Annotated in this window: 13 protein-coding genes; 9 read left to right on the top strand and 4 right to left on the bottom strand. The window is 53.8% G+C overall.

Annotation, left to right across the window (positions count from 1 at the left end; genetic code table 11):
- Positions 1-114: 114 nt before the first annotated feature.
- Genes fdnI through fdnG form a run of 3 tightly spaced genes read right to left on the bottom strand, consistent with a single transcriptional unit; the run spans position 115 to position 4,709 of the window.
- The gene (gene fdnI / locus OGX84_RS15195; RefSeq protein ID WP_012132388.1) at positions 115-771 is read right to left on the bottom strand and encodes a formate dehydrogenase-N subunit gamma; all 657 of its coding nucleotides are present in this window, start codon (positions 769-771) and stop codon (positions 115-117) included.
- The gene (gene fdxH / locus OGX84_RS15190) at positions 764-1,648 is read right to left on the bottom strand and encodes a formate dehydrogenase subunit beta (protein WP_012132387.1); all 885 of its coding nucleotides are present in this window, start codon (positions 1,646-1,648) and stop codon (positions 764-766) included. Before fdxH ends, fdnI begins: the two co-directional genes overlap by 8 nt.
- 13 nt (positions 1,649-1,661) lie before the next feature.
- Positions 1,662-4,709, bottom strand: a complete 3,048-nt coding sequence (gene fdnG, locus OGX84_RS15185) for a formate dehydrogenase-N subunit alpha (protein WP_077956900.1) — start codon at positions 4,707-4,709, stop codon at positions 1,662-1,664.
- Between the two features lie 234 nt (positions 4,710-4,943).
- On the opposite strand from fdnG, the gene yddG reads away from it, so the two are divergent.
- The 3 genes from yddG (at position 4,944) to OGX84_RS15170 (ending at position 7,993) form a co-directional block, all read left to right on the top strand.
- Positions 4,944-5,825 (top strand): aromatic amino acid efflux DMT transporter YddG, encoded by an 882-nt coding sequence (yddG, locus tag OGX84_RS15180; protein WP_012132385.1) that lies wholly within the window; start codon positions 4,944-4,946, stop codon positions 5,823-5,825.
- Between the two features lie 568 nt (positions 5,826-6,393).
- Positions 6,394-7,467 carry a porin OmpD gene (gene ompD / locus OGX84_RS15175; protein WP_112002083.1) on the top strand — a complete coding sequence of 358 codons (1,074 nt, stop codon included), beginning with the start codon at positions 6,394-6,396 and terminating at the stop codon, positions 7,465-7,467.
- 85 nt (positions 7,468-7,552) lie between these two features.
- Positions 7,553-7,993 (top strand): GFA family protein, encoded by a 441-nt coding sequence (locus OGX84_RS15170; RefSeq protein WP_024130326.1) that lies wholly within the window; start codon positions 7,553-7,555, stop codon positions 7,991-7,993.
- Between the two features lies 1 nt (position 7,994).
- Here OGX84_RS15170 and OGX84_RS15165 read toward each other — a convergent pair whose 3' ends face one another.
- Positions 7,995-9,482 (bottom strand): MFS transporter, encoded by a 1,488-nt coding sequence (locus OGX84_RS15165; protein WP_112002082.1) that lies wholly within the window; start codon positions 9,480-9,482, stop codon positions 7,995-7,997.
- Positions 9,483-9,600: 118 nt separating this feature from the next.
- Here OGX84_RS15165 and OGX84_RS15160 point away from each other — a divergent pair, with 118 nt between their 5' ends.
- The 6 genes from OGX84_RS15160 (at position 9,601) to narI (ending at position 18,567) form a co-directional block, all read left to right on the top strand.
- Positions 9,601-10,179, top strand: a complete 579-nt coding sequence (locus OGX84_RS15160) for a TetR family transcriptional regulator (RefSeq protein ID WP_058669179.1) — start codon at positions 9,601-9,603, stop codon at positions 10,177-10,179.
- 215 nt (positions 10,180-10,394) lie between these two features.
- Positions 10,395-11,789: a NarK family nitrate/nitrite MFS transporter gene (locus tag OGX84_RS15155; RefSeq protein ID WP_012132378.1), complete on the top strand. Its 1,395-nt coding sequence runs from the start codon at positions 10,395-10,397 to the stop codon at positions 11,787-11,789.
- A gap of 124 nt (positions 11,790-11,913) precedes the next feature.
- Positions 11,914-15,654 (top strand): nitrate reductase subunit alpha, encoded by a 3,741-nt coding sequence (locus OGX84_RS15150; protein ID WP_058669180.1) that lies wholly within the window; start codon positions 11,914-11,916, stop codon positions 15,652-15,654.
- Positions 15,651-17,195 carry a nitrate reductase subunit beta gene (narH, locus tag OGX84_RS15145; protein WP_012132376.1) on the top strand — a complete coding sequence of 515 codons (1,545 nt, stop codon included), beginning with the start codon at positions 15,651-15,653 and terminating at the stop codon, positions 17,193-17,195. Before OGX84_RS15150 ends, narH begins: the two co-directional genes overlap by 4 nt.
- Positions 17,195-17,890 (top strand): nitrate reductase molybdenum cofactor assembly chaperone, encoded by a 696-nt coding sequence (narW, locus tag OGX84_RS15140; protein ID WP_112002080.1) that lies wholly within the window; start codon positions 17,195-17,197, stop codon positions 17,888-17,890. Before narH ends, narW begins: the two co-directional genes overlap by 1 nt.
- The gene (gene narI, locus OGX84_RS15135; RefSeq protein WP_012132374.1) at positions 17,887-18,567 is read left to right on the top strand and encodes a respiratory nitrate reductase subunit gamma; all 681 of its coding nucleotides are present in this window, start codon (positions 17,887-17,889) and stop codon (positions 18,565-18,567) included. Before narW ends, narI begins: the two co-directional genes overlap by 4 nt.
- The last annotated feature ends 71 nt before the right edge of the window (positions 18,568-18,638 follow it).

Genomic DNA, 18,638 nt, shown 5'->3' with positions numbered 1-18,638 from the left:
CTTACCGGGCCTGTGTTTTATACGGTTGTCGGCCGGATAAGCGCAGCGCCATCCGGCATTCTGTTGGCAAAAAAAAGCGCTACAGACGTAGCGCTTTTGTCTTTTGAAAGCGGGTTATTGTAATCCCTCTTTGCTTTCCTTTTTCGCTTCGACCTTCTCGACGTCGCGATACCAGCGCGGGTGGTGTTTCTTCGCCCAGCGACGACTCACCTTACCTTCGATCATCCCTTTAATCGATCCTTTCACCCAGAATGCCATATACATATGGATGAGGATGGCGTGCATCAGGATGATGCCTGCCGCCGCATGGATCAGCAGGCTGTAACGCACGACCTGCATCGGGAAGAACTGCGCAAAGTACGGACGCCAGATAATCACGCCCGTCACCAGCAGCACGAAAATCATGCTCATGATCGACCAGAACATCATTTTCTGCCCGGCATTGTACTTACCGACATCGGCGACTTTGTGTTCATTGCCCTTCAGAACCTCCACAATATTTTTCAGCCACGGAAGATCTTTCTTGTCCGGGATGTTGTGGTGTACAAAGCGCACAAACATGAACATCAGTGCGACAAAAATCGCTACGCCGAAAAACGGGTGCAAAATACGCCCCATCTGCGGCGTCCCGAAGGTTTGCGTCAGCCATTGCAGCGTCGGGAAGAAAAACGCAATTCCCGACAGCGACACCAGGAAGAAGCAAATCACCACCGTCCAGTGACAGGCGCGATCGATAAATTTCGTGCGCACAATCATTTTCGACTTACTCATGATGGTCCTCCTCTTCATCGTCCACTTCCTTGTTCGGGCCAATACCAATGTAGTGATAGATAAGCCCGGCGAAGGTGGCGATAAACCCGGCGGCAGCCAGAGGTTTCAGCGCCCCTTTCCACAAGTTGATAGAGGTATCAATCTGTGGATCTTTCGGTAAGCCGTGATACAGCTCCGGCTGGTTCGCGTGATGCAGAACGTACATGACGTGCGTACCGCCCACACCTTGTGGGTTGTAAACACCGGCATGTTCGAAACCGCGCGCTTTGAGTTTCTCCACGCGCTGCTCCCCCATCTCCAGCATCTCTTTCTTGGTGCCGAAATGGATTGCCCCGGTTGGGCAAGTTTTCACGCAAGCCGGTTCCTGACCGATACTGACGCGATCCACACACAGCGTACATTTATAGACGCGGTTGTCCTCTTTATTGAGGCGCGGAACATTAAATGGACACCCGGCGATGCAGTAGCCGCAGCCAATACAATGTTCGGACTGGAAATCAACAATCCCGTTAGCGTACTGGATGATCGCGCCGGCAGACGGGCATGCCTTCAGGCAGCCCGGATCTTCACAGTGCATACAGCCGTCTTTACGAATCAGCCATTCCAGCTTGCCGTTCTGTTCGGTTTCGCTAAAACGCATCACCGTCCAGGATTTCGCGCTGAGATCGGCCGGGTTGTCATACACCCCGACGCAATGACCTACCTCGTCACGAATGTCATTCCACTCGGAACAAGCCACCTGACAGGCTTTACAGCCTACGCAGGAGGAGACGTCGATCAGTTTTGCGACTTCCGCTTTATAATCACGCGCCTGGGGAGGCGGCGTGATCGGGTTTGTTGCAGACCGTTTGATGATGTCCTGCGTTTCCAAAGACATATGTTCGCCTCCCTTACGCCTTCTCGATGTTAACTAAAAACGCTTTATATTCCGGCGTTTGCGAGTTGGAATCACCGACATTTGGCGTCAGGGTGTTTGCGATATAGCCTTTACGCGCAACCCCTTCAAAGCCCCAGTGCAGCGGAATACCCACGGTTTCAACCTGCTGACCATTGACGTTCAGCGTTTGCAGACGTCGGGTCACCACGGCAACCGCCCGGATAAATCCACGTTTGCTGCTGACTTTCACTGCGTCGCCGTTGGCAATCCCTTTCGAGGCCGCCAGGTTTTCGCTGATTTCCACAAACTGCTCTGGCTGAGCAATCGCATTCAGCAATGCGTGCTTGGTCCAGGTGTGGAAATGTTCGGTCAGACGATAGGTTGTACCGACATACGGGAACTGATCTTTCTTGCCCATACGCCGCGCATCTTCTTCGTACAGACGAACGACCGGGCTGGAGATCACGTTCGGGTGCAGCGGGTTGGTGCCCAGCGGCGTTTCCATCGGCTCGTAGTGTTCCGGGAACGGCCCTTCCGCCAGCTTATCGATGGCGAACAGACGTCCCAGCCCTTCCGGCTGCATGATAAACGGCCCGGTTGCGCTACCCGGTGCGGCGGTGTTGAAGTCCGGGATATCGTTCCCCGTCCACTTCGATCCGTTCCACTGAATCAGCATCCGTTTCGGGTCCCACGGTTTACCCTGCGGATCTGCCGAGGCGCGGTTATACAGTACGCGGCGGTTCAGCGGCCATGCCCATGCCCAACCCAACGTATTGCCGAGACCTGACGGGTCGGCGTTGTCACGGTTAGCCATCTGGTTGCCCTGCTCGGTCCAGCTGCCGGTATAAATCCAGCAGGAGGACGACGTCGTTCCGTCATCGCGTAACTGGGCAAAACTGCTCAGCAACTGGCCTTTCTTCGCCAGCAGGACGCCGTTGGCGTCATAGAGATCTTCCAGCGCGTAGCCGTTGTTCTCTTTCGCAATCTCTTCAGATTCAGGATGATCCGGCTGTTTGTAGTCCCAGCTCATCTTCAGCAGCGGTTCAACGCCTTTACCCCCTTCGCTGCGATACATCTCACGCAGACGGTGGTAAATACCGGCCAGAATTTGGCCGTCGTTGCGGGCTTCGCCCGGCGCATCCTGACCTTTCCAGTGCCACTGCAACCAGCGGCCAGAGTTGGCGATAGAGCCATCTTCTTCGGCAAAACAGGTTGACGGCAGACGGAATACTTCAGTCTGGATCGACGCCGGATCGACGTCGTTAGACTCGCCGTGGTTCTGCCAGAACGTGGAGGTTTCCGTCACCAGCGGGTCAATGACCACCATGTACTTCAGCTTGCTCAGCGACTGCACCACTTTGTTTTTGTCCGGGAAGGACGCAACCGGGTTAAAGCCCTGACAGATGTAGCCGGTCACTTTACCGCTATCCATCATGTTGAAGTATTTAATGACGTCGTAGGCCTGATCCCACTTCGGCAGCCATTCAAAGCCCCAGTCATTCTCTTTCTGCGCCGCATCGCCGTAGAACGATTTCATCAGACTGACGAAGAACTTCGGATAGTTGCCCCAGTAGTTCACCTGGTCAGCCAGCGTGGCTTTCGGCGTGTTTGCGCTCAGATAGGTTTGCAGATCCGCCTGCTTCTCAGACGGCAGAGTCAGATAACCGCTCAGGCTGGTGGAAAGCAGACCTAAATCCGTTAACCCCTGGATGTTAGAGTGGCCGCGTAAGGCGTTGACGCCACCGCCTGCCATCCCCATGTTGCCGAGCAGCAACTGGATCATCGCCATCGTACGGATGTTCTGCGCGCCAACGGTATGTTGCGTCCAGCCCAGCGCGTACAGGAAGGTAGTAGTACGATCGGCGGCGCTGGTGGAGGCCAGCACCTCACACACTTTCAGGAAATCGGCTTTTGGCGTACCGCAGATGTTTTCGACAACATCTGGCGTATAGCGGGAAACGTGTTGTTTCAGCAGATTCCATACGCAGCGCGGATGGCTCAGCGTCTCATCACGTTTTGCATAGCCGTTTTCGTCGAACTGATAGTTCCAGGATGACTTGTCATACTGGCGTTTTTTGGCGTCATAGCCGCTAAACAGACCATCATCGAAAGCAAAATCGTCCCGCACCAGCAGGCTGGCGTTGGTGTAATGCTTAACGTATTCGGCATTGATTTTATTGTTTTCAATCAGATACAGCAGTACGCCGGACAGGAAGGTAATGTCCGTACCGGAACGAATAGGCGCGTAAATATCCGCGACCGAGGCTGTACGTGTAAAACGTGGATCGACGACAATCAGCGTGGCGTCGTTGTTGTTTTTCGCTTCTATCGCCCAGCGGAATCCCACCGGATGTGCTTCAGCGGCGTTACCGCCCATCACCATAACGACGTTGGCGTTTTTGATATCAACCCAGTGGTTGGTCATCGCACCGCGACCAAATGTTGGAGCAAGACTTGCTACCGTTGGTCCGTGTCAGACGCGTGCCTGGTTGTCTACTGCCAGCATGCCGAGGGAACGCGCGAATTTCTGCGTCAACATGCCTGTTTCGTTACTGGCGGCGGAGGCGCAAAGCATCCCCGTGGAAAGCCAGCGGTTTACCGTTACGCCCTGTTCGTTCTTTTCAATAAAGTTGGCGTCACGGTCGGCTTTCATCAGCTTTGCGATGCGGGTGAACGCGTCATCCCAGCTAATGCGTTGCCATTTATCTGAACCGGGCGCGCGATACTCCGGGTAACGCAAGCGGTTTTCACTGTGTACATAGTCCAGCAAACCTGCGCCCTTCGGACACAATGCGCCACGGCTGACCGGATGATCCGGGTCCCCTTCGATGTGATAAATTGCTTCTTTTGCGTTTTTTGCTCCATCGCCCAGGCTATACATTAATAGCCCGCAACCTACGGAACAGTATGTGCAGGTGTTTCGGATCTCTTTAGCGCGTAACAGCTTATAATTTCGCGCTTGAGCCAGTGCCATTTTGGGTGCAAAACCCAGAGCAGCGACTGTTGTTCCCGCCATACCGCCCGCGCAGATTTTAAAAAATTGTCTGCGGCTGACGTCCATTGCTTTCCTCTTTTTTCCAGGGATGTAACTTCGCGAGGAAACTAACAGCAATATCCATAACTTTTTTGCGTCAAATCAATAACGAATCGGTTCCGCTACTAAATAGTTCTTTTTGTCGAGTTTATATACCACCAAAGGAGTATCAGAAAGACAATGAATTAGCGCGGGAAGGTGTAAAAGTGCTATAAATTTCAGCGATATTTTTTTGACCAGGAATGGGGATAAACGGAGAGAATGACGACACAAAAAGCAACGTTAATTGGACTTATTGCCATCGTACTCTGGAGCACGATGGTCGGGCTTATTCGTGGGGTAAGTGAAGGACTTGGGCCTGTTGGCGGCGCCGCCGCTATTTATTCGCTAAGCGGATTATTGCTCATCTTTACCGTTGGGTTCCCCAATATTCGTCGTTTTCCTGTTCGTTATTTAATCGCTGGCAGCGTACTGTTTGTCAGTTATGAAATATGTCTGGCGCTCTCGCTGGGATATGCAGCAACGCGTCACCAGGCGATTGAAGTCGGCATGGTCAACTATTTATGGCCCAGCCTGACGATTCTTTTTGCTATTTTGTTCAATGGACAAAAAACAACCTGGCTGGTTGTTCCTGGATTAATTGTCGCGTTAACCGGCGTCTGTTGGGTTTTAGGCGGTGAACATGGACTCCATGCTGATGAAATTATCAGCAATATTGCAACCAGCCCATTAAGCTATTTTCTCGCTTTTCTCGGCGCATTTATCTGGGCAACCTACTGTACCGTCACTAACAAATATGCCAGAGGGTTTAATGGCATTACGATATTTGTCCTCCTCACTGCTGCAAGTTTATGGGTACATTATTTTCTGACGCCGCAGCCGGAGATGATTTTTAGCACGCCTGTCGTTATCAAACTGTTTTCTGCTGCCCTGACGTTAGGATTTGCTTATGCAGCATGGAACGTGGGTATTTTGCATGGCAACGTCACGATTATGGCTGTGGGGTCCTATTTTACCCCGGTACTGTCATCTGCGCTGGCCGCTGTCCTGTTAAGCGCGCCGCTGTCATTTTCATTCTGGCAAGGTGCGGTTATGGTGTGTGCGGGTTCCCTGCTTTGTTGGTTAGCGACGCGTCGCGCCTGAAGTAAGTGGTCGGGGCGGATTATCTTTCGAGTTCTGTGGCTGCCCCGACTCTCTTCCTGCTGTATTAATTTCGGTTAAATGAATATTGCGATCGGCGTTATTTCTTCGAAAATTCTTATTTGCTTTTTTTCTGGCTTCTTGCCATATAGTTATTTAAATGAAAATTTGTTGTTGCTGATGAATGGCGAACGGAGTGTATAATACTTCATCACTTGTTTTGTTTTTGTTAAAATTATGATATTCAATTGATAAAATAAAGCATTTTATGTTCATTTGTAACTGTATTTTCGTATATAGTCAGCAAGCGTGACTAGAGACAATAAAACCATCACCCGCAAAACAATTCCTTTTGAAAATATATTATCTCAGGATATACCCATCTAAAATTAATACCATGAGATCTATTATGTAGATCTGGATCACACAACTTCAAATAATTTGTAATCTTATGAAACTTATTATTGAATTAGTACCACGACGTCTATTAAAAATAGTCTGCCATTGACAAGCGGCCTCGTTTAGAAATGGTTTAGGAAACACGCTAAGAAAATTATAAGGATTAATTAAAATGAAACTTAAATTAGTTGCAGTGGCAGTGACTACCCTGTTGGCAGCAGGTGCGGTAAACGCAGCTGAGGTATATAACAAAGACGGCAACAAACTGGACCTGTACGGTAAAGTTCACGCTCAGCATTACTTCTCTGATGATACCGGTAATGATGGTGATAAAACTTATGCGCGTCTGGGCTTCAAAGGTGAAACTCAGATTAACGACCAACTGACCGGTTTCGGCCAGTGGGAATATGAATTTAAAGGCAACCGTTCTGAAAACCAGGGTTCTGACAAAGACAAAACTCGTCTGGCATTTGCAGGCCTGAAATTCGCTGAATTTGGTTCCTTCGATTACGGTCGTAACTACGGTGTTGCATATGACATCGGCGCATGGACCGACGTTCTGCCTGAGTTCGGTGGCGATACCTGGACCCAGACTGACGTGTTCATGACTGGCCGTACTACCGGCGTTGCAACTTACCGTAATACTGACTTCTTCGGTCTGGTTGAAGGTCTGAACTTTGCTGCTCAGTACCAGGGCAAAAACGACCGTGACGGTGTTCAAGAAGCTAATGGTGATGGTTTCGGTCTGTCTGCAACTTATGAATACGAAGGCTTCGGTGTAGGTGCTACCTATGCGAAATCTGACCGTACTGACAAACAAGTCAATGCAGCAAGCAATTTTAACGCTAACGGTAAAAATGCAGAAGTATGGGCAGCAGGTCTGAAATATGATGCAAACGACATCTATTTGGCTGCAACTTACTCTGAAACGCTGAACATGACCACTTTCGGTGACGATCATATTGCTAACAAGACTCAGAACTTTGAAGCTGTTGCTCAGTACCAGTTCGACTTCGGTCTGCGTCCGTCCATCGCTTACCTGAAATCCAAAGGTAAAGACATCGGTAGCTGGGGCGACCAGGATCTGGTTGAATACATTGATTTAGGTGCGACCTACTACTTCAATAAAAACATGTCTACCTTCGTTGATTACAAAATCAACCTGCTGGACGATACCAACTTCACTAAAGATGCTCGTGTGAGCACTGACAACGTGGTTGCTGTTGGTCTGAACTACCAGTTCTAAGTCTGTTGTAGCGTAATTCTAAGCCAGTCCATAGCGGGCTGGCTTTTTATCTTGTTTTGTATGCCTCGGTCATAAGGAGTATGCCGTGCAAACGTTCACAGGACGTTGCCTCTGTGGGCAGAGTCATTTTACCGTTGACGTTGAAATGCTCGATGTTTATGCCTGTCACTGCACGCTGTGTCAAAAATGGTCTGGTGGTATTGCGATGTACCTGGAAGCCTGCGGTCGTCCGCTTATGGCTCCCCATTCACCAGAGCCCTCTCACTTCTCTTCTTCTTTGCGTGGCGAACGCTACTTCTGTTCAGGTTGTGGGTGTCCGCTGTGGTTCCGGCTGACGGAAAGCGACCGCTATTTTATGCCCTGGACGCTGTTGGAATTAACCGAAGATGAGCGGCGTCGTCTGATCCTGGCAGCCGAAATCTATACCGAAACGCAACCTGCGTTCTGGCGGTTGACGGGGCAATACGCTCGCCTGAGCGGTAAAGAGATCGAAGCGATGGATTACCCCTGTCAATTAGCACATTAGGTTAGCCGCGTTTTACTTTTGCCAGACTAAACCACATCCCTACCGCTAACAGAATTAACATGCTTCCGGCACTGCTCAGCGCCACGCTGTGCGACCAGGTAAACGCCTGTCTGGCGGCGTCCAGTATCGCCTCACCAAGTGAAGGCGAGAGCGTATCCGCCAGCTGCACCGCTTCTCCCATTGACGACGATGCGCGTTCGATTTCCTCTGCATTCAGGCCGGAAGGAAGCAGGATAGATGCGGAAAAGCTGCGGCTTAACAACAAGCCAAAGATTGCAATGCCAAGCCCGGCGCCCAGTTCATAGGCCATGGTTTCTATCGCCCCGGCCGCCGCCGCTTTTTCTGCGGGCGCGGCGGCCATAATGGCGGCAGTAGAGGCGAGCAACGCGCTGGCGGCGCTAAAACCCAGCAGCGCCATCAGGCACCAGGCCTGCCATTGCTGCGTGCTGAAATCCGTCATTGCCAAGCCATAAAAGCTCAGCGCGCTTAGCGCCATGCCGCCAGTCGCCACTGTTCGCAATCCCAGTCGTGAAACCAGCATCCCGGCAAGGGGGCCGCTGAATCCACTTGCGAGCATCACCGGCAGCATAAACAGCCCTGCTTCATACGGCGTTAAGCCATGAACAAACTGAAGCTCCTGCGCCATCAGCAACTCGAAGCCGACCAGCGTGATCATCGCCGTCATCGCCATCACAACGCCGCTCAGAATGATGCGATGCGTAAACAGACGCATATCGATCATCGGGCGCGCTGCCGCGAGCTGCGTGCGGATAAATATGCCCAACAACAGCGCGCCGATCATCAGCGTCAGGGCGATAACGCCGCTGGCCAGTTGCCCTTTCAGCGCGGTTTTCGCGCTGTATACCAGCAGCAGGATGGCGATAATCAGCATGACCGCATGGCTAAAGTTCAATGGCTGATCGCGGCGACCGGACTGGCGAGGCACAAAGCGCGCCGTTAACGCCATCACCGCCAGGACAATGGGCACATTGATCAGGAAGACCGATCCCCAGTAAAAGTGCTCCAGTAACATACCGCCGACCAGCGGGCCGAACGCGGCGCCGCCCGACCCTACGGCCGCCCAGACGCCAAGCGCCATATTACGGTGACGGGCCTCAGAAAACGTGGCGCGGATACCGGCCAGCGTCGCCGGAACAATCATCGCCGCGCCGATAGCCAGAATCGCGCGGGTAGCAATCAGCCAACTGGCGCTGTGGGCGAACGCTGCCGCCAGCGACGCAAGACCGAATAAGCCTCCCCCCAGCAACAGCAGGCGTTTAAAGCCGATTCGATCGCCCAGCGCGCCCATCGGCAATACCATCCCTGCCATCACCAGAGAATAAATATCAATGATCCACAACAGCTCGTTGCCACTGGCGCCCAACGTCATGCTCAGCGTGGGTGCGGCAACGTGCAGCACCGTTGCATCAATCGCAACAGGGATGTAGACCAGTACAATAATCATTAACGTTAACCACTGACGAAACATAAAACGTCCTTTGAAAGCAAAAACTGAACACATGTTCAACTCTCGCGATCCTACGGAAAGTTGAACGCATGTCCAGCTTTTTGTTACACTGCGCCAACTGCGAAAATGGGAGAAAGCCATGAGTTATCTGAATCGGGATGAGCGCCGTGAGGTGATCCTGCAAGCGGCAATGCGCGTCGCGCTGGAAGAGGGATTGAGCGGCATGACGGTAAGGCGAATCGCGCAGGAAGCCGGCGTCGCGACCGGGCAACTCCACCACCATTTCAGCAGTTCGGGCGAGCTTAAATCTCAGGTATTCGTTCGTCTGATTCGCACCTTGCTGGATGCCAGTCTGGTGCCCGAGCACTGCACCTGGCGCATGCGGCTGCACGCCATGCTGGGGAGTGACGATGGCGGATTAGAGCCCTACATTAAACTCTGGCGGGAAGCGCAGATCCTGGCGGATAACGACCCGGAAATTAAAAGCGCCTACCTGCTGACCATGCAAATGTGGCATGAAGAAACGACTGCCATCATTGAAGGCGGTCAGGAAGCGGGTGAATTTTCATTGGCCTCAGCCGCCGCTGATGTCGCCTGGCGATTAATCGCATTAGCCTGCGGACTGGACGGCATGTACGCCCTCGGTATGCCTGAAATGACCGACCCTGCCTACCAGCAGCATCTGGACCGCATGATTACGCTGGAGTTATTTCGCTGATGTTATGCGTTAGTTAACGATGTGTCTTTTATGTTTACATTTAGTAACACTTAAGCAACTTATTAACCGCCCTTCACTCCTCGTGGTCTCGCTTTTTTATCTATCCTTTCAATCAATATTCTTAAAAGTCTTCAATAAATTCTAAAAAGGGCCCGCGCGCCCTTCCTGGACTTATTTCTTTTTTTTCATGAACGACGTGTGCGTGTGAGGGCAATATGGCGCTACAAAATGAGAAAAATAATCGTTATCTTTTGAGTGACTGGAGGCCAGAACAACCCGCTTTCTGGGAAAACAAAGGTAAACACATTGCCCGAAGAAATCTTTGGATATCAGTGGCTTGTTTATTGCTCGCATTCTGCGTCTGGATGTTATTTAGTGCCGTCGCCGTTAATTTGAATAAGATTGGTTTTAATTTCACCACTGACCAGCTCTTTTTATTAACCGCTTTACCTTCGCTGTCCGGGGCTATATTACGCGTGCCCTACTCCTTTATGGTACCTATATTTGGCGGGCGTCGCTGGACGATTTTTAGCACAGTTATTCTGATTATTCCCTGTATCTGGCTCGGTTTTGCGGTGCAAAACACATCCACCCCTTTTGGAGTATTTATTATCATTGCGCTGCTGTGCGGTTTTGCTGGCGCTAACTTTGCCTCCAGCATGGGCAACATCAGTTTTTTCTTCCCGAAAGCAAAGCAAGGTAGCGCCCTCGGCGTGAACGGCGGTTTAGGCAACCTTGGCGTCAGCGTGATGCAACTTGTCGCCCCGCTGGTGATTTTCCTGCCCATGTTCACTTTTCTGGGCGTACAGGGCGTGCCGCAGCCCGATGGCTCGCTGCTTTCGCTGACGAACGCCGCGTGGATCTGGGTGCCGTTATTGCTTATCGCGACCCTCGCAGCCTGGACCGGGATGAATGATATCGCCAGTTCGAAAGCCTCTGTCGCGTCTCAACTGCCGGTGCTGAAACGCTTTCACCTTTGGCTGCTCAGCCTGCTCTATCTCGCCACCTTTGGTTCTTTTATCGGTTTCTCCGCAGGATTCGCCATGCTGGCGAAAACCCAGTTTCCCGACGTCAATATTCTGCAACTGGCCTTCTTTGGCCCGTTTATCGGCGCGCTTGCGCGTTCTGCGGGCGGCGTTATTTCTGACAAGTTTGGCGGCGTTCGCGTCACGCTGATTAACTTCGTTTTCATGGCGCTGTTTACCGCCCTGCTGTTTCTGACATTACCGGGCTCCGGCTCAGGAAGTTTTATCGCCTTCTATCTGGTGTTTATGGGGCTTTTCCTGACGGCGGGCCTGGGAAGCGGCTCGACCTTCCAGATGATTGCGGTCATTTTCCGCCAGATCACGATCTACAGGGTGAAACTGCGCGGCGGCTCAGATGCGCAGGCCCAGCGTGAAGCCGTGACCGATACGGCCGCCGCCCTCGGTTTTATCTCTGCGATTGGCGCAGTCGGCGGTTTCTTTATCCCTAAAGCTTTTGGTTCTTCTCTGGCGTTGACCGGCTCGCCGGTTGGCGCAATGAAAATCTTTCTGGTGTTTTACATCGTTTGCGTACTGGTGACCTGGCTGGTTTATGGTCGCCGTAAACCGGCAGCAACAAAAAAATAAAACATATTCATCACAGGTTCGGACGTAGGCCGGATAAGACGCCGGGCGTCGCCATCAGGCAATCGCGCAGCGCCTTATCCGGCCTACAAGACCGCCTGACACATTATGGAGCAGGAGAAATGTCATGAGTAAACTGTTGGATCGCTTTCGCTATTTTAAGCAAAAAGGCGACACTTTTGCGGACGGTCACGGTCAGGTGATGCACACCAACCGGGACTGGGAGGACAGTTATCGTCAGCGCTGGCAGTTCGATAAAATCGTGCGCTCCACGCATGGCGTGAACTGCACCGGCTCCTGTAGCTGGAAAATCTACGTTAAAAATGGTCTGGTGACCTGGGAAACGCAGCAGACGGACTACCCCCGAACCCGCCCGGATCTGCCTAATCATGAACCGCGCGGCTGCCCACGCGGCGCCAGTTATTCCTGGTATCTCTATAGCGCTAACCGCCTGAAGTATCCGCTGGTGCGTAAACGCCTGATTGAACTGTGGCGTGACGCCCTTTCCCGCCAGCCTGATCCGGTACTGGCGTGGGAGTCGATCATGAACGATCCGCAAAAGTGCCAAAGCTACAAGCAGGTGCGTGGACGCGGTGGGTTTATTCGTTCTAACTGGAAAGAACTTAATCAACTGATCGCGGCGGCCAACGTCTGGACCGTCAAAAATTATGGCCCTGACCGTGTCGCCGGGTTCTCGCCGATTCCGGCGATGTCGATGGTCTCCTACGCCGCCGGGACTCGTTATCTCTCGTTGCTCGGCGGAACCTGTCTGAGTTTCTATGACTGGTACTGCGATCTGCCGCCCGCATCGCCGATGACGTGGGGCGAGCAAACCGATGTCCCGGAATCCGCAGACTGGTACAACTCCAGCTATATCATCGCCTGGGGCTCTAACGTGCCGCAAACGCGCACGCCGGACGCACACTTCTTCACAGAAGTGCGTTACAAAGGCACCAAGACGATTGCCATTACGCCGGACTACTCAGAAGTTGCCAAGCTGTGCGACCAGTGGCTGGCGCCGAAGCAAGGTACTGACAGCGCGCTGGCGATGGCAATGGGCCACGTCATCCTCAAAGAGTTTCATCTCGATAACCCCAGCGACTATTTCCTGAATTACTGTCGCCGCTATACCGACATGCCGATGCTGGTCATGCTTGAAGCGCGCGAAGACGGCAGCTATGTGCCGGGTCGCATGATGCGGGCGTCCGATCTGGTCGACGGGCTGGGTGAAACCAATAACCCGGAATGGAAAACCGTCGCTTATAACCGCGCGGGTGAACTGGTGGTGCCGAACGGTTCCATCGGCTTTCGCTGGGGCGAGAAAGGCAAGTGGAATCTTGAGCCGCTGGCGGCAGGCAACGAAACGGAACTGACCCTCTCCTTGCTGGGCCAGCATGATGATGTCGCTGGCGTGGCGTTCCCTTACTTTGGCGGTAATGAGAACCCGCATTTTCGCAGCGTGAAGCAAGAACCGGTTCTGGTGCGCCAGTTGCCGGTGAAGCGTCTTACCCTGGCCGATGGCAGCCTCTGCCCGGTCGTCAGCGTCTACGACCTGGTGCTGGCGAATTATGGCCTGGACCGTGGTCTGGATGACGATCACAGCGCCAAAGATTACGCGGAAATTAAGGCCTACACTCCCGCCTGGGGCGAACAGATTACCGGCGTACCGCGTCGTCACATCGAAACGATCGCCAGGGAATTTGCCGATACCGCGCATAAAACGCATGGCCGTTCCATGATCATCCTCGGTGCCGGTGTGAACCACTGGTATCACATGGATATGAACTATCGCGGGATGATTAACATCCTCGTGTTCTGCGGCTGCGTGGGGCAAAGCGGTGGCGGCTGGGCGCACTACGTGGGGCAGGAAAAGTTACGCCCGCAAACCGGCTGGCTGCCGCTGGCGTTTGCGCTGGACTGGAACCGCCCGCCGCGTCAGATGAACAGCACGTCGTTTTTCTATAATCACGCCAGCCAGTGGCGTTATGAAAAACTGACCGCGCAGGAACTGCTGTCGCCGCTGGCTGATTCCTCACGCTTTACCGGCCATTTAATTGATTTCAACGTACGAGCTGAACGTATGGGCTGGCTGCCCTCCGCGCCTCAGCTCAATCTCAACCCGCTCACGCTGAAAAGCAAAGCGGAACAGGCCGGATTATCCCCTGCCGATTACACCGTACAGGCGCTGAAGTCGGGGGATATTCGTTTTGCCTGCGAGCAGCCGGACAGCGGTAAAAACCACCCGCGCAACCTCTTCGTCTGGCGCTCGAATTTGCTGGGTTCATCCGGCAAGGGGCATGAATACATGCTCAAATACCTGCTGGGCACTGAAAGCGGCATTCAGGGAGAGGCGCTGGGGTCCAGTGACGGCGTCAAACCGGAAGATGTGGAGTGGCAAACGGCCGCCATTGAAGGCAAGCTCGACCTGCTGGTGACGCTGGATTTCCGTATGTCCAGCACCTGCCTGTTCTCGGATATTGTGCTGCCGACCGCCACCTGGTATGAAAAAGACGACATGAATACCTCGGATATGCATCCGTTTATTCATCCGCTGTCTGCTGCTGTTGACCCGGCGTGGGAATCGAAAAGCGACTGGGAAATCTACAAAGGGATCGCCAAAGTGTTCTCCGATGTCTGCGTGGGGCATCTTGGCAAAGAAACCGATGTGGTGCTGCAACCGCTACAGCATGACTCCCCGGCGGAGCTGGCGCAGCCGTTTGATATTCTCGACTGGCGCAAAGGCGAATGCGATCTGATCCCCGGTAAAACCGCGCCGAACATCGCGGTGGTGGAACGCGACTATCCGGCGACGTATGAGCGGTTCACCTCCCTCGGCCCGTTGATGGATACGCTGGGCAACGGCGGGAAAGGCATTTCCTGGAATACGGAAAACGAAGTCGATTTCCTCGGTAAACTCAATTACACCAAACGCGAAGGCCCGGCGAAAGGTCGCCCGCTGATTGACACCGCGCTGGACGCCTCTGAGGTCATCCTTGCGCTGGCGCCGGAAACCAACGGTCAGGTGGCCGTCAAAGCCTGGGAGGCGCTGGGCGCGATTACCGGGCGCGATCATACTCATCTGGCGCTGAACAAAGAAGACGAGAAAATCCGCTTCCGGGATATTCAGGCCCAGCCGCGCAAAATTATCTCCAGCCCGACCTGGTCCGGTCTTGAAAGCGAGCATGTCTCTTACAATGCCGGGTACACCAACGTTCATGAGCTGATCCCGTGGCGCACGCTGTCCGGTCGTCAGCAGCTCTATCAGGATCACGCCTGGATGCGCGCCTTCGGGGAAAGTCTGGTGGCCTACCGTCCGCCGATTGACACTCGTAGCGTCAGCGAAATGCGCGAAATCCCGCCGAACGGTTTCCCGGAAAAAGCGCTGAACTTCCTCACGCCGCACCAGAAATGGGGCATTCACTCCACCTATAGCGAAAACCTGCTCATGCTGACGCTGTCGCGCGGCGGGCCGATTGTCTGGATCAGTGAAACTGATGCCCGTGAGCTGGGCATTGAGGATAACGACTGGATCGAGGCCTTCAACGCCAACGGCGCCCTCACCGCGCGTGCGGTGGTCAGCCAGCGCGTGCCGCCGGGTATGACCATGATGTACCACGCTCAGGAACGCATCATGAATATCCCGGGTTCTGAAGTCACAGGGATGCGCGGCGGGATCCACAACTCCGTTACGCGCGTCTGCCCGAAACCGACCCATATGATCGGCGGCTATGCGCAGCTGGCCTACAGCTTTAACTACTACGGTACGGTCGGATCGAACCGCGACGAGTTCATCATGATTAGAAAAATGAAAAATATTAACTGGCTGGATGATGAAGGTCGGGATCAGGTACAGGAGGCGAAAAAATGAAAATACGCTCACAGGTAGGCATGGTTCTCAACCTTGATAAGTGCATCGGCTGCCACACCTGCTCCGTCACCTGTAAAAACGTCTGGACCGGGCGTGAAGGTATGGAGTACGCGTGGTTTAACAACGTTGAGACAAAACCCGGTATCGGCTATCCGAAAAACTGGGAAGATCAGGAGGAGTGGCAAGGCGGCTGGGTTCGCGATGTCAACGGCAAGATAAGACCGCGTCTGGGCGGCAAGATGGGCGTTATCACCAAAATTTTCGCCAACCCGGTGATCCCGCAAATCGATGATTACTACGAACCGTTTACCTACGATTATCAGCATCTGCACAGCGCGCCGGAGAGCAAAAACCAGCCCACCGCCCGCCCGCGTTCGCTGATTGACGGCAAAAGGATGGACAAAATTGTCTGGGGGCCAAACTGGGAAGAGCTGCTCGGCGGCGAATTTTCAAAACGTGCCCGCGATCGTAACTTCGAGAAGATGCAAAAGGAGATGTACGGCCAGTTCGAAAACACCTTCATGATGTATCTGCCGCGTCTGTGCGAGCACTGCCTTAACCCAAGCTGTGTGGCGACCTGCCCGAGCGGCGCGATTTATAAGCGTGAAGAAGATGGCATTGTGCTGATCGACCAGGACAAATGTCGCGGCTGGCGTCTGTGCATCAGCGGTTGTCCGTACAAAAAAATCTACTTCAACTGGAAAAGCGGCAAATCAGAAAAATGCATTTTCTGTTATCCGCGTATCGAATCCGGTCAGCCGACCGTCTGCTCGGAAACCTGTGTTGGCCGTATTCGCTATCTCGGCGTGTTGTTGTATGACGCGGACCGCATTGAAGAAGCGGCCAGTACCGAACACGAAACCGATCTCTATGAGCGTCAGTGCGACGTGTTCCTTGACCCGAACGATCCGGCGGTGATTGAAGAAGCGCTGAAACAGGGTATTCCGCAAAACGTGATTGAGGCCGCTCAGCGTTCCCCGGTCTACAAAATGGCGATGGACTGGAAGCTGGCGCTGCCGTTACACCCGGAATACCGCACCCTGCCGATGGTCTGGTACGTGCCGCCGCTGTCGCCAATTCAGTCTTATGCCGATGCTGGCGGCCTGCCGCAAACCGAAGGTGTGCTTCCGGCGATCGAAAGCCTGCGTATTCCGGTGCAGTACCTTGCCAATATGCTGAGCGCAGGCGATACCGGCCCGGTGCTGCGCGCCCTGAAACGGATGATGGCGATGCGCCACTATATGCGTTCGCAGACGGTGGAAGGCGTTACGGACACCCGTGCTATTGAGGAAGTCGGCTTAAGTGTGGAACAGGTGGAAGAGATGTATCGCTACCTGGCGATCGCCAACTACGAAGACCGTTTCGTGATCCCAACCAGCCACCGTGAAATGGCGCGTGACGCCTTCCCTGAGCGTAACGGCTGCGGCTTCACCTTCGGCGATGGCTGCCACGGTTCCGACACCAAATTTAACCTGTTTAACAGCAGCCGCATTGACGCCATCAACATCACCGAAGTACGCGATAAGGCGGAGGGCGAATAATGCAGATCCTCAAGATTATTGGCTTGCTGATGGAGTACCCGGATGAGCTGTTGTGGGAGTGCCGTGACGACGCCATCGCGCTTATTCGCCATGACGCGCCAATGCTCACCGACTTCACCACTGAGCTGTTAAACGCCCCGCTGCTGGATAAGCAGGCGCAGTGGTGCGAAATCTTTGATCGTGGGCGCGCGACGTCGCTGTTGCTGTTTGAACACGTTCATGCGGAATCGCGCGATCGGGGCCAGGCGATGGTCGATCTGCTGGCCCAGTATGAAAAGGTGGGACTGCAACTTGACTGCCGCGAGTTACCCGACCATCTGCCGCTCTATCTGGAGTATTTGAGCGTGCTGCCGGAAGCAGAAGCGCGGGAGGGATTGCAGAACATCGCGCCGATCCTCGCGCTGCTGGGCGGGCGTTTAAAACAACGGGAAACGCCGTGGTATCAGCTGTTTGACGCCCTGCTATCGCTAGCGGGTAGCCCACTTTCCAGTGACAGTGTCACACAGCAGATCGGCGGCGAGGCGCGTGACGATACCCGTCAGGCGCTGGATGCTGTCTGGGAAGAGGAACAGGTGAAGTTTATCGAAGATAACGCCACCGCCTGTGACAGTTCTCCGTTACAACACTATCAACGACGCTTTAGCCAGGACGTGGCGCCACAGTATGTCGACGTCAGCGCGGGAGGCCCGAAATGATACAGTACCTGAACGTCTTTTTTTACGACATCTACCCCTACCTCTGCGGCACGGTGTTTATTCTCGGCAGTTGGTTGCGCTATGACTACGGACAGTACACCTGGCGCGCCTCGTCCAGCCAGATGCTGGACAAACGCGGCATGGTGCTATGGTCAAACCTGTTCCATATCGGCATCCTGGGGATCTTCTTCGGCCATCTGTTCGGTATGCTAACGCCCCACTGGATGTACGCCTGGTTCCTGCCCATTGCGGTGAAACAGCAAATGGCGATGATTCTTGGCGGGGTCTGCGGCGTGCTGACGCTGGTCGGCGGCGCAGGTCTGCTGATTCGGCGCCTGTTTAATCAGCGCGTGCGCGCCAGCTCATCCACGGCGGATATTTTGATCCTCTGTATCCTGCTGATCCAGTGCATCCTCGGGCTGACGACAATACCGTTCTCCGCGCAACACCCGGACGGAAGCGAGATGCTGAAACTGGTCGGTTGGGCGCAGGCGGTTGTGACGTTCCAGGGCGGCGCTTCGGCGCATCTGGACGGCGTGGCGCCAATTTTCCGTGCGCATCTGGTGCTGGGAATGACCATCTTCCTGATTTTCCCGTTCACGCGTCTGGTGCATGTCTGGAGCGCGCCGTTTGAGTATTTCACTCGCCGCTACCAGATTGTCCGCTCACGTCGCTGACCTGACCCCATGCCCGGTGGCGCGACGCTTACCGGGCCTACAAAATACTCCCTGTAGGCCGGATAAGGCGT

It is taken from the genome of Citrobacter sp. CK202, assembly GCF_030333225.1.
Classification (GTDB): domain Bacteria; phylum Pseudomonadota; class Gammaproteobacteria; order Enterobacterales; family Enterobacteriaceae; genus Citrobacter_B; species Citrobacter_B koseri.
This window is presented reverse-complemented; position numbering and strand designations above follow the sequence as displayed.